Origin of the sequence: Sphingomonas sp. 22176 (genome assembly GCF_052045505.1) — a bacterium.
Lineage (GTDB): Bacteria > Pseudomonadota > Alphaproteobacteria > Sphingomonadales > Sphingomonadaceae > Sphingomonas.
The window spans coordinates 1,112,657-1,124,558 of the sequence record NZ_JBQEPL010000001.1; the positions used below are offsets into that span (position 1 = coordinate 1,112,657).

The window sequence follows — 11,902 nt, forward strand, 5'->3', positions numbered from 1 at the left end:
GGGACGAGGCCGTGCGTATCGCAATCGTGACCGACGCCTGGGAGCCCCAGGTGAACGGGGTTGTCCGTACGCTCCAATCGGTGCGGCGGGTGCTGGAGAGCCAGGGGCACCAGGTGCTGGTGGTCTCGCCCGACAAATTTTACTCGCTGCCCTGCCCGACCTATCCGGAGATCCGGCTGGCGATCACCAGCGTGGCGGCGGTGGGCGCGATGCTGGAGGAATTCGCCCCCAACGCGATCCACCTGGCGACCGAGGGGCCGCTGTGCGTCGCCGCGCGGCGCTGGTGCCTGCGCCAGAAGCGGCCGTTCACCACCGCCTATCACACCCAGTTCCCCGACTATGTCTCGGCGCGATCGGGCGTGCCGGCGGAGTGGATCTGGCGCTATATCCGCTGGTTCCACACGCCGAGTGCTACGATCCTCGCCTCGACCGCGTCGATCCGCCAGTCGCTGGTCGATCACGGCCTGCCGCAGGTGCGCCATTGGGGGCGGGGCGTCGATCTCGCCAATTTCCACCCCGGCATTGCGCCGCACCCGCGGATGGCGGAGCTGGCCGGACCGGTGATGCTCTATGTCGGCCGCGTGGCGGTGGAGAAGAATCTCGAGGCATTCCTCCGCGTCGATCGGCCCGGCACCAAGGTGGTGGTGGGCGACGGTCCGGCGCGGGCGATGCTGGAGGCGAAATATCCGGACGCGGTGTTCCTCGGCGCGCAGTTCGGCAGCGATCTGGCCAGCGCCTATGTCGCCGCCGACGTGTTCGTCTTCCCCAGCCGCACCGATACCTTCGGGCTGGTGATGATCGAGGCGCTGGCCTGCGGGACTCCGGTCGCCGCCTATCCGGTCACCGGGCCGGTCGACGTGCTGACGCCGGAGACCGGCGCGATGGACGAGGATCTGGGCGTGGCGATCGATCGGGCGCGCATGCTCGACCGCGCCGCCTGTGCCGCCTATGGCCGCAGCTTCACCTGGGAAGCGAGTGCACGGCAGTTCCTCACGGCGCTGGTGCCGATCGGCTGCGACAAGGCCGCCGCCTGAATCGCGGAAACGCTTGCTCCTGCGGACAAGCTCCCCTACATCAAGACCATGTGTGGCCGCCCGTGATGGGCGGCCCTTATTGTTTCAAGTTCCGGAGATCCACCGTGGCCCAGCCGCTGATGCCGCACGCGACCGCTTCCTGGCTGGTCGACAACACGTCGCTGTCGTTCGAGCAGATCGCCGAGTTCTGCGGTCTCCACATCCTCGAAGTGCAGGCGATCGCCGACGATACCGCAGCGACCAAGCTCACCGGCCGTGACCCGGTGCGCGCGCACGAACTGACGATGGACGAGATCGAAAAGGGGCAGGCAAACCCCAATTACGCGCTCAAGATGCAGAAGGGCCCCGAGCAGGTCCGCCGCACCAAGGGCCCGCGCTACACGCCGGTCTCGAAGCGCCAGGACAAGCCGGACGGCATTGCCTGGATCCTGCGCCATCACCCCGAGGTTTCGGACGGCGCGATCGGCAAGCTGATCGGCACCACCCGCACCACGATCGCCGCGATCCGCGACCGTACCCACTGGAACATCGGCAACATCGTGCCGAAGGATCCGGTGACGCTGGGCCTGTGCTCGCAGCGCGAGCTCGATGCGCTGGTCGCCAAGGCCGCCAAGGCCGCCGGCATCGAAGCGCCGACCGACACCCGCCTCGAGGGCGACCGCGAGGCGCTGATCGAGCAGCTTCGCGCCGAGCGCTATGCCGCGAGCCATGTGCCCGAGGAAAAGGAAGCCGCGCCGGTCGAGCACACCGCGGAAAGCCTGTTCAAGCACTGATTTCGCCTTCCCGGGCGCAAAGGAACGGGCCTCGGCGCATCCAGCGCCGGGGCCCGTTCTGCTTCTTGGGGCAGCTTTGCGGGGGCGAGCGGGTGCGGTATCAAGGGGTTGGGTTGCACGCTTCCGCACCCTTTGCCCTCTCCCGCCTGCGGGAGAGGGAGGGGACCCGCCGCCGAAGGCGGTGGGGAGGGTGAGGGTGACGAGGGTCAGAGTGCCCGCAAAAGGAGGAGGATCGCCATGTGTGACGAGCATACCGCAGCCGACAACGACCGCGCCCTGGGCGGCCTCACCCGCCGCGGCTTCGCCGCCGCCGCCGCCGCGACCGGCATGCTCGCGATCCTGCCCAGTCCCGCCAACGCCGCGGCGGTGAAGGGCCGCGACGTCACGATTCCGACGGCCGACGGCACCGCCGACGCCTATTTCGTCGCGCCGACCAGCGGCAAGCATCCCGCCGTACTGGTCTGGCCCGACATCATGGGCCTGCGCCCCGCCTTCCGGCAGATGGCCGACCGGCTGGCGCAATCGGGCTATGCGGTGCTGACCGTCAACCAGTTCTACCGCTCGACCAAGGCGCCGTTCCTGAAAGCAGGCCAGTCCTTCGACCAGGCGGAGGTACGCGCGATGATCATGCCCTGGCGCGATCCGCTCACGCCGGCAGCGATCACCGCCGACGCCAAGACCTTCGCCGCCTTCCTCGACGCGCAGCGGGAGGTGGACACCAAGCGCGGCATGGGCAGCACCGGCTATTGCATGGGCGGACCGTTCGTCGTGCGCACCGCCGCCGCGCTGCCCGGCCGAGTGAAGGCCGGGGGGAGCTTCCACGGCGCGCCGCTGGTCACCGAGGCGGCCGACAGCCCGCACAAGCTCGCGCCGCAGCTGCAGGGGCGCTACCTGTTCGCCATCGCCGAGAATGACGATGCGCGCGCCCCCGGCGACAAGGACGCGCTGCGGTCCGCCTTCGCCGCGGCCAAGGTGCCGGCGGAGATCGAGGTCTATGCCGGCACGATGCATGGCTGGTGCCCGCCCGACAGCCGCGTCTACAACGCCGCGCAGGCCGACCGAGCCTGGGACCGCCTGCTCGCGACCTTCGCCAGCCTGTGAGCAATTGACCCGCTGGCGGTTTCGTGTTCCCTTCTTGTTCCCGGCCGATCGAGTCGGGAGCAACAGGGGTACGGGGCCATGACGGACGAACTGATTCTCTACACCAACCCGCAATCGCGCGGCCGCATCGCGCGCTGGATGCTCGAGGAAGTCGGCGCGACCTACCGGGTCGAGGTGCTCGACTATGCCTCGACGATGAAGGGCGAGACCTATCTGGCGATCAACCCGATGGGGAAAGTGCCGGCGATCGTCCATGACGGCAAGGTCGTCACCGAATGCGCGGCGATCTGCGCCTATCTGGCGGAAACCTTCCCCGAGGCGGGCCTGGCGCCGCTGCCGGAAGAGCGCGCCGATTATTATCGCTGGCTGTTCTACGCGGCGGGCCCGGTCGAGCAGGCGACGACCAACAATTTCGCCAAGTTCGATTCGGGCGAGCAGTCGCGCATGTTCGGCTATGGCAACTATGACCTGGTGGTCGACGTGCTTGACGGGCTGCTCTCGTCGCGCCCCTATGCGACCGGCGACCGCTTCACCGCGGCGGACGTCTATCTCGGTTCGCAGATCGGCTGGACGGTGATGTTCGGCATGCTGCCCAAGCGCGACTCGTTCCTCGCCTATATCGAGCGCGTGCAGAGCCGCGAGGCCTACAAGCGCGCCTGGGCGCTCGACGATGCAGCCGCGGCCGCGCTGGAAAAGACGGCCGAACCCGCTTGATCCGCGCGCCCCGCTCGCCGATGCTTGCGCGGTGAGCGGGGACGGAATGCAGCACGGGCGCACCGAACAAGGGGCGGCAACGCGGGCGGACAGCTGGATCGCGACGGCAGGGCGGTATCCGCCGCGGCTGATCGAGGCAGCGCTGGCATTGCACGACAACCAGCTGCACCGCGCCGAGCCGCTGCTGCGCGCGCATCTGAAGGACGACCCGTTCGACGTCGCCGCGATCCGGATGTTCGCCGAACTCGCCGGGCGAATCGGCCGCTACCGCGATGCCGAGTCGCTGCTGCGTCGCGCGGTCGAACTGGCGCCCGGCTTCACCCCGGCGCGCGCCAATCTGGCGCTGGTGCTGTACCGGCTTAATCGCCCGGTCGAGGCGCTGGCCGAGCTCGACCGCGTCCTCGCCGACGAGCCGGACAACCCCACCCACACCAACCTCCAGGCAGCGGCGAACGCGCGCCTTGGCGACTTCGACGCGGCGATCGGCCTGTACGAGCGCGTGCTCGAGCAAGCCCCGAACCAGCCGCGGGTGTGGATGAGCTACGGGCACATGCTCAAGACCGTCGGGCGCCAAGCCGATGCGGTGGCCGCCTATCGCCAGTCGATTGCGCTGCTGCCGGCGCTGGGTGAGGCGTGGTGGAGCCTCGCCAACCTCAAGACCGTCCGCTTCGACGATGCCGATCTCGCCGCGATGGAAGCCGCGCTGGCGGGCGGCGACCTCGCCGATGAGGATCGCTTCCACCTCGATTTCGCGCTGGGCAAGGCGCTGGAGGAGCGCGGGCGGGCCGCCGCTGCCTTCGCGCATTATGCCGACGGCAATGCGCTGCGCCGCCAGTCGCTCCGCTATGCGGCGGAGGACACGACCCGGCTGGTCGACGCGCACATCACGCACTGCACTCCCCGCCTGCTGGCGGCCCGTGCGGGGCAGGGCTGCGGGGCGCCCGATCCGATCTTCATCCTCGGCATGCCGCGCGCCGGATCGACGCTGGTCGAGCAGATCCTGTCGAGCCACAGCCTGGTCGAAGGCACTGCCGAACTCGCCGACCTGCCGGTGCTCGCGCGCGAGATCACCGGCTATCCCGCCGGCCTGGCGGACCTGTCGGGCGAACAGCTCCACGCGCTCGGCGAGGCCTATCTCCGCCGCACGCGGATCCAGCGCCGCACCGATCGACCCTTCTTCATCGACAAGCTGCCCAACAACTGGGCGCATGTGCCGCTGATCCTGCTCGCGCTGCCCAACGCACGGATCATCGACGCGCGGCGCCACCCGCTCGGCTGCTGCTTCTCCAACTTCAAGCAGCATTTCGCCCGCGGCCAGGGCTTCAGCTACGCGCTGGACGACATGGGCCGCTATTATGCCGATTATGTGCGGCTGATGGCGCATGTCGATGCGGTCGCGCCCGGCCGCGTCCACCGGGTCTTCTACGAGGCCATGGTCGAGAATACCGAGGTGCAGGTCCGCGCGCTGCTCGCCGCCTGCGGGCTGGACTTCGAACCGGCCTGCCTCGCCTTTTATGAAACCGAGCGCGCGGTGCGCACCGCCAGCTCCGAACAGGTGCGCCGCCCGATTTTCCGCGACGGCGTCGAAGGCTGGAAGCCGTTCGAACCTTGGCTCGATCCGCTCAGCGCCGCGCTGGGCGATGTGCTGACGGCGTACCCCGACGTACCGGCGTTCTCCGACGCGTATCGATGCTTCTGCTTCGTTGCTGAATTGTCACACAGCTTGAACAATCCTTGCGCCGAACGGCATGCTGACAGCTGCATCGCTTGACCCAAGGATCGTTGCGAATGACGCTGCAACGCAACAATCGGGGGGTCTGCCATGCCGCTCAATCGGTGCGTTGTTCGTTCGCTGCTGCTCGCGTCCACCATGCTCGCCGCCACGTCGGCGCTGGCCCAGCAACAGGCGGATACCCCGCCGCCGGCCACCGACTCGAACGACATCGTCGTCACCGCGCAGAAGCGCAGCGAGAGCCTGCAGAACGTTCCGCTCAGCATCCAGGCGCTGAGCACGCAGAAGCTCGACGAGCTCAACGTCAGCAACTTCACCGATTATGTCCAGCAGCTGCCGTCGGTCTCCTTCCAGGCGCTGGGCGGCACGCCGGGCACCAACGTCGTCTATATGCGCGGCGTGGCCTCGGGCGGCGACGGCAACCATTCGGGCTCGCTGCCATCGGTGGGCGTCTATCTCGACGAGCAGCCGGTCACCACGATCGGCGGCAATCTCGACGTGCATGTCTACGACATCGCCAGGATCGAGAGCCTGTCGGGGCCGCAGGGCACGCTGTACGGCGCTTCGTCCGAAGCGGGCACGATCCGCATCATCACCAACCAGCCGGACCACAAGGGCACCTATGGCCGCATCGACGGCGAGGTGAACACGGTCAACAAGGGCGGTGTCGGCGGCAAGCTGGAAGGCATGCTCAACCTGCCGATCAACGAGATAGCGGCGCTGCGGCTGGTCGGCTTCTACCAGCATGACGCGGGCTATATCGACAATGTCGCGGGCTGCCGCAGCTTCCTGCCCGAGCCGACCGGTACCGCCTGCACCGCCACCAAGGGCGGGGTGGTCGTCGACAACAAGGCCTTCGCGAAGAAGGACTATAACGATACCGACCTGTGGGGCGGCCGCGCCGCGCTGAAGGTGGATCTGGACGAGAACTGGACGGTCACGCCCGCCGCGATCTACCAGGAAACGCGGAGCCACGGCGCCTATGGCTATGACCCCAAGGTCGGCGACCTGGAGGTGCAGCATTTCTTCCCCGAATATCGCCGTGACCGCTTCATCCAGGCGGCGCTGACGATCGAGGGCAAGCTGGGCAATTGGGACCTGACCTATGCCGGCGCCTATCTCGACCGGCGCGACACCCAGTCGAGCGACTATACCGACTATGCCGAGGCCTATGACTCGCTCTATTCCTCGGTCGGCGGCCTGGCGGGCTATTTCTACTTTTCGGGCAATGCCGGCAACCCGATCGACCCGCGCCAGCGGATCGTCGCCACCGATCACTTCAAGAAGCTGAGCCAGGAACTGCGCATCGCCTCGCCCTCGAGCGATCGGCTGCGGCTGGTGGCGGGGCTGTTCTACCAGCGCCAGTCGAACGACATCCACCAGGATTATCGGGTCACCGGCCTCGCCGACGACCTGTCGGTCAACGGCCATCCGGGCACGCTGTGGCTCACCCAGCAGCACCGCGTCGACCGCGACTATGCGGCGTTCGGCGAAGTCAGCTACGATCTGACCGACAAGCTGACGGCCACCGCGGGCGGCCGCGCCTTCATCTACGACAACACGCTGATCGGCTTCTTCGGCTTCGGTCGCAATCCGGCGGATGGTTTCAGCGCCACGCCCTATAACGGCGCGGGCAGCTCGCGTACCGGCGTGGCGCAATGCTTCACCACCGACGGCACGCGCCTGCGCGACGCGGTGGCGGCGGGGGGGGCGACGACGCTGCTGCCGGCGGCAGTGGCGGGCGGGCCGTGCACCAACCTTGCCACCTATGCGGTGGGCGCCGGCCTGCTGCCGGTGCGTGCGCAGGGGCAGGGCGGTACCTATCGCTTCAACCTTAGCTGGAAGCCGACCAAGGGAGTGCTGCTCTACGGCACGGTCTCGCGCGGCTTCCGCCCCGGCGGCATAAACCGCCGCGCCGACGTGAAGAATTATCAGGCCGACTACCTCACCAACTATGAAGTCGGCGCCAAGACCACGCTGTTCGACGGCGCACTGCGGCTGAACGCGGCCGCCTATCAGCAGGATTGGGACAAGTTCCAATTCTCCTTCCTCGGCGCGAACAGCTTTACCGAGATCCACAACGGCCCAAATGCACGGATTCGCGGCGTGGAGGCGGATGCGGCCTTTACCCGCGGCGGCCTCTCGCTGACGGCGGCGGGCAGCTATACTGACGCCAAGACGACCAAGAATCTCTGCCTGTTCGATGATCCCACCTATGCCTGCACGGGCAATGGCAACATCGTTTCCGCGCCCTCGGGCACGCGGCTGCCGATCACCCCGCAGGTGAAGCTGACCGGCACGGCGCGCTATACGGTGCCGGTGGGATCGGCCAAGGCCTATGGCCAGGCGACGGTATCGCACCAGAGTTCGGCCGCGTCGGATATCCGTACCGCAATCTTCCAGACCGGTACCGGCGCCATCGTCAATCCGGCGCAGCAGCTAGGCCGGCTGGAGGCGTTCACCACCGTCGGGCTGGCCGCGGGCATGGAGCTCCAGCGCTTCAACATCGAGCTGTTCGTGACCAACCTGGCAGACGAGCGCGGACAGCTTTCGAGATTCCAGGAGTGCGGTTCGTGCGGGCAGCGCACCTATGTCGTGCCGATCACGCCGCGGACGATCGGGCTGCGCGCGGGGGCGAAGTTCTAGGCGGCAGACCCCATGCGACCGGCGCAACCAGGCGGGCGGCTGGCCTAAGGGCGCCGCTGGCCGGGCTCAGGGCGCCCATGGGGGGTGCGGCAGTACTGGGCAATCACGACCACTGGACGGCCCCTGCGGCGATCCGGCAGGCGCTGGAAGATGCGGGTGCACGGGTGCTGACGAACACGACCTTGCGCGCGGGGACCATCGCGATCCTTGGCGTCGGCGACGCCTATCCAGGCATGACGATGCGGCTGCGACGCGGCCAGCGCTAAAGCGCCGGCCGCGCGCGTTCAGGCGTCGATCGTGTAGTTGAGGAAGTCCGGGATCGGGCCGTTCCAGCCGTCGTCCGGGCCATCATCCTGGTCGCGGCGGCGGCGGCGGTCGTCGCGGGCCGGACGCTCGTCACGGACAGGGCGTTCATCGCGGACCGGGCGTTCATCGCGAACGGGACGCTCTTCGCGCGCAGGGCGCTCGTCGCGCTGCGGACGGGCGCGGCTTTCCTCGCGCGGTGCGGGCGATGCCGGCGCCTCCTCACGGGTCGAGGCAGCGCGGCGCGACTTGGGCTTGGCCGGTGCTTCTGCTGCGGCTTCCTCGCGGCGCGGCTCGGCCTTCTTGGTGTCGCGCTTGCCGCCGCGGGTGCGCTTCGGTGCGGGCGCGTCGTCGGCACCGTCGACCACGACCGGGCTCGGCACGCGCTCGATCTTGTGGCCGGTCAGCTTCTCGATCTCGACGATGTTCTCGGCATCCTCCGGCGTCACCAGCGTATAGGCAATGCCGGTCGCGCCGCCGCGGCCGGTGCGGCCGATGCGGTGGACATAGTCGTCCGGGTGCCAGGGCGCGTCGAAGTTGAAGACGTGGCTCACGCCCTTCACGTCGATGCCGCGCGCCGCGACGTCCGAAGCGACGAGGATCGTCACATCGCCGTTCTTGAACCGCTCGAGCTCGGCAATGCGGGCCGACTGGTCCATGTCGCCATGGATCTCGGCCGAGCGGAAGCCGTGCTTCTTCAGGCTCTTGTTCAGGTCGCGCACGGTCGTCTTGCGATTGCAGAAGATGATCGCGTTGGACACTTCATCCTGCTGCAGCAGGCGACGCAGCACGTCGCGCTTCACATGCGCCGTGGCCGGCACCTGGACGATGCGCTGGGTGATGTTGATGTTCGCGGTGGCGGGGCGCGCCACTTCGATCGTCTTGGGATCGGTAAGGAACCGGTCGGCCAGCTTCTTGATCGGCGGCGGCATCGTTGCCGAGAACAGCAGCGTCTGGCGCACCTTGGGCAGCTTGGTGCAGATTTCCTCGATGTCGGGGATGAACCCCATGTCGAGCATCCGGTCCGCCTCGTCGATCACCAGCAGGCTGCAGCCGGTGAGCAGGATCTTGCCGCGGCCGTAGAGGTCCATCAGCCGGCCCGGGGTGGCGATGAGGACGTCGACGCCCTTTTCCAGCGCCTTGACCTGGTCGCCCATCTGCACGCCGCCGATCAGCAGCGCCATCGAGAGCTTGTGGTTGACGCCGTACTTCTCGAAATTCTCGGCGACCTGCGCCGCCAGTTCGCGCGTCGGCTCGAGAATCAGCGAGCGCGGCATCAGCGCGCGGGTGCGCCCTTCGCCGAGCACGTCGATCATCGGGAGCACGAAGGCGGCGGTCTTGCCGGTGCCCGTCTGGGCGATACCGATCAGGTCCTTGCCCATCAGCACCGACGGGATCGCCTGGCGCTGGATCGGAGTCGGCTCGGTATAGCCGGCGTCGGTCACCGCGCGGAGAAGGTCGTCAGAAAGGCCGAGGTCGGCAAAGCTCATGCAAATGTCCGGAAATAGGGCGCGTTGCTATGCACCTTTACAGAAGCCATGGCGCTTGCGGATTCAGCCGCAAAAGTCAAGCTTCACCGTGCGCGAACGAGGTTCTTGAACGCCTGAACGGGGCAGGTTCTACCCGATCTGGAACGCAGTGCGTCGCGTCCCGCGCAGAACTTGGCGTCCTTGGTTGGTTTCAGATAGGCCCCGGAATAGAAGCCGAGCGCCGGGCATTCGGCACCCAGCTTGGCGCGCAGCAGCGAACCGTCCTCGAGGATCAGGTCGACGCTGTCGGCGGCGTTCACCGTGAAGCCCTGGATGCGGCCGACATCGACGCAGCTCTTGGCGCGGCGTTCGACCACCGCCGGCGATTCGCGCACGACGATCGTCGTGGTCGTCACCGTCATGCGGGGCACGTGGATCGAGACATGCTGCTGAAAGGAGGGCGCCAAGGCGGCATCGACGGCCATGGCCGGCCGCGCCGCGGGGGCGGCGAGCAACAGCGCAAGTCCCGCAGCGACGATCGGCAGTTTCACCATGGTGGGATGGGGCGGTAGATGCATCGGCTTGAACGGTGGATGAACTGCCGCACGCCATGCTAGGGCGCAACCATCATGATGACACCCGAGCAGCAGCGCATCACTGCCTTCGCCGCCGAGCGCTTCGGCCCCAAGGCGGTCACCACCGATCCGCAGGATATCGAGCCCTGGCTCATCGACTGGCGCTGCCGCTACCAGGGCGCGGCGCCCGCGATTCTCTCGCCGGGCTCGACCGAGGAAGTCAGCGCGCTGGTGGCGCTCGCTAACGAGCTGGGCGTGGCGCTGGTGCCGCAGGGCGGAAATACCGGCATGGTCGGCGGGGCGATCCCGCCCGCGGACGGATCGGCGCTGCTGCTCTCGACGCGCCGGATGAACCGGATTCGCCGCATGGATGCCGATGCCAATCTGGCGGTGGCCGAGGCGGGCGTGATCCTCGGCACCTTCCGCGATGCGGCCGAAGCTGCCGGGCGGCGCTTCCCGCTCGATCTCGGCGCGCGCGGGAGTGCCACGATCGGCGGCCTCGTTTCCACCAATGCTGGCGGCGTGCAGGTGCTGCGCTTCGGGACGATGCGCGCGCTGGTCGCCGGCGTCGAGGCGGTGCTGCCCGACGGATCGGTGCATGACGGGCTGTCGGCGCTGAAGAAGGACAATCGCGGCTACGACCTCAACCAGCTGCTGGTCGGCGCCGAGGGTACGCTGGGCATCGTCACCGCCGCGACGTTGCGGCTGGTCCCGGCGGCGGCGGCGCGGGCGGTAGCCTGGGTCGGCCTGGAGAGCCCGGCCAAGGCGCTCAGCCTGCTGCGCCGGCTGCAGGCGGCGACCGACATGGTCGAGAGCTTCGAGATCATGCCCGACGATACCGTCGCGCTGGTGCTGGAACATGTGCCGGGCACGCGCCTGCCGCTGGCCGGCACGCATCGCTGGCACGTGCTGATCGAGGCGGTGACCAGCGACCCCGCCGCCGAGGCACCGGCGACGGTACTCGAGCGGATGCTTGCCCAGGCTTTCGAGGCAGAACTCGCCCAGGATGCCGTGATCGCGGCGAGCGAAGCGCAGGCCGAGGGCTTCTGGCGCATTCGCCACTCGATCTCCGAGGCCGAGCGTTCCGCCGGGCCCGCCGTGCAGCACGACATTTCCGTGCCGGTGGAAGACATGCCGCGCTTCATGGTCGAGGGCGGGGCGGAGGCGGAGGCGCGCTTCCCCGGCACGCATGCGATCGCCTATGGCCACCTCGGCGACGGCAACGTCCATTTCCACGTCCGCGCGCCCAAGGGTGTGGATCGCGACCGCTGGTATGCCGAAGAGGCTGCGCACATCACGCGGCTGGTGCACGACATGGTGGTCGCCGCCGGCGGATCGATCTCCGCCGAGCACGGCATCGGCCAGATGAAGCGGGACGAACTCGCCCGCCTGTCCCCGCCGGCACGGATAGCGGCGTTGCGGGCGATCAAGACGGCGCTCGATCCGAAGCTGATTCTCAATCCAGGAAAGCTGGTCGCGCTTGCGCCGGCAACCGCCAACAAATAGACCCCGGCGCGGTTGAAACGCATTTCGACGAAAAAAGTTCTCAGGAGAT

The 11,902-nt window shown here is 68.1% G+C and carries 10 protein-coding genes; 8 read left to right on the forward strand and 2 right to left on the reverse strand.

All coding sequences use genetic code 11. The features are described from left to right. Positions 1–11: 11 nt before the first annotated feature. From ACTJKY_RS05225 to ACTJKY_RS05255, 7 genes are all read left to right on the forward strand, one after another. Positions 12–1,034: a glycosyltransferase family 4 protein gene (locus ACTJKY_RS05225; protein ID WP_440844650.1), complete on the forward strand. Its 1,023-nt coding sequence runs from the start codon at positions 12–14 to the stop codon at positions 1,032–1,034. Positions 1,035–1,153: 119 nt separating this feature from the next. Beyond that, on the forward strand, positions 1,154–1,807 hold the full coding sequence (locus ACTJKY_RS05230) for a DUF1013 domain-containing protein (RefSeq protein ID WP_440845229.1): 654 nt from the start codon (positions 1,154–1,156) through the stop codon (positions 1,805–1,807). Between the two features lie 237 nt (positions 1,808–2,044). Continuing rightward, the gene (locus ACTJKY_RS05235) at positions 2,045–2,908 is read left to right on the forward strand and encodes a dienelactone hydrolase family protein (RefSeq protein WP_440844651.1); all 864 of its coding nucleotides are present in this window, start codon (positions 2,045–2,047) and stop codon (positions 2,906–2,908) included. A gap of 78 nt (positions 2,909–2,986) precedes the next feature. Then, positions 2,987–3,622: a glutathione S-transferase family protein gene (locus ACTJKY_RS05240; RefSeq protein ID WP_440844653.1), complete on the forward strand. Its 636-nt coding sequence runs from the start codon at positions 2,987–2,989 to the stop codon at positions 3,620–3,622. Between the two features lie 46 nt (positions 3,623–3,668). Continuing rightward, on the forward strand, positions 3,669–5,393 hold the full coding sequence (locus ACTJKY_RS05245; RefSeq protein ID WP_440845231.1) for a sulfotransferase: 1,725 nt from the start codon (positions 3,669–3,671) through the stop codon (positions 5,391–5,393). Positions 5,394–5,444: 51 nt separating this feature from the next. After that, entirely contained in the window at positions 5,445–8,000 is a 2,556-nt protein-coding gene (locus tag ACTJKY_RS05250; protein ID WP_440844655.1) for a TonB-dependent receptor, read from the forward strand. A gap of 77 nt (positions 8,001–8,077) precedes the next feature. Further along, positions 8,078–8,266: a hypothetical protein gene (locus ACTJKY_RS05255; RefSeq protein ID WP_440844657.1), complete on the forward strand. Its 189-nt coding sequence runs from the start codon at positions 8,078–8,080 to the stop codon at positions 8,264–8,266. 18 nt (positions 8,267–8,284) lie between these two features. On the opposite strand, the gene ACTJKY_RS05260 is transcribed toward ACTJKY_RS05255, so the two are convergent. Both ACTJKY_RS05260 and ACTJKY_RS05265 read right to left on the reverse strand, forming a co-directional pair. After that, positions 8,285–9,793: a DEAD/DEAH box helicase gene (locus ACTJKY_RS05260; protein ID WP_440844659.1), complete on the reverse strand. Its 1,509-nt coding sequence runs from the start codon at positions 9,791–9,793 to the stop codon at positions 8,285–8,287. 83 nt (positions 9,794–9,876) lie between these two features. Then, positions 9,877–10,350 (reverse strand): hypothetical protein, encoded by a 474-nt coding sequence (locus tag ACTJKY_RS05265; protein WP_440844661.1) that lies wholly within the window; start codon positions 10,348–10,350, stop codon positions 9,877–9,879. Between the two features lie 54 nt (positions 10,351–10,404). Here ACTJKY_RS05265 and ACTJKY_RS05270 point away from each other — a divergent pair, with 54 nt between their 5' ends. Next, positions 10,405–11,853: an FAD-binding oxidoreductase gene (locus ACTJKY_RS05270; RefSeq protein ID WP_440845233.1), complete on the forward strand. Its 1,449-nt coding sequence runs from the start codon at positions 10,405–10,407 to the stop codon at positions 11,851–11,853. Positions 11,854–11,902 lie beyond the last annotated feature (49 nt).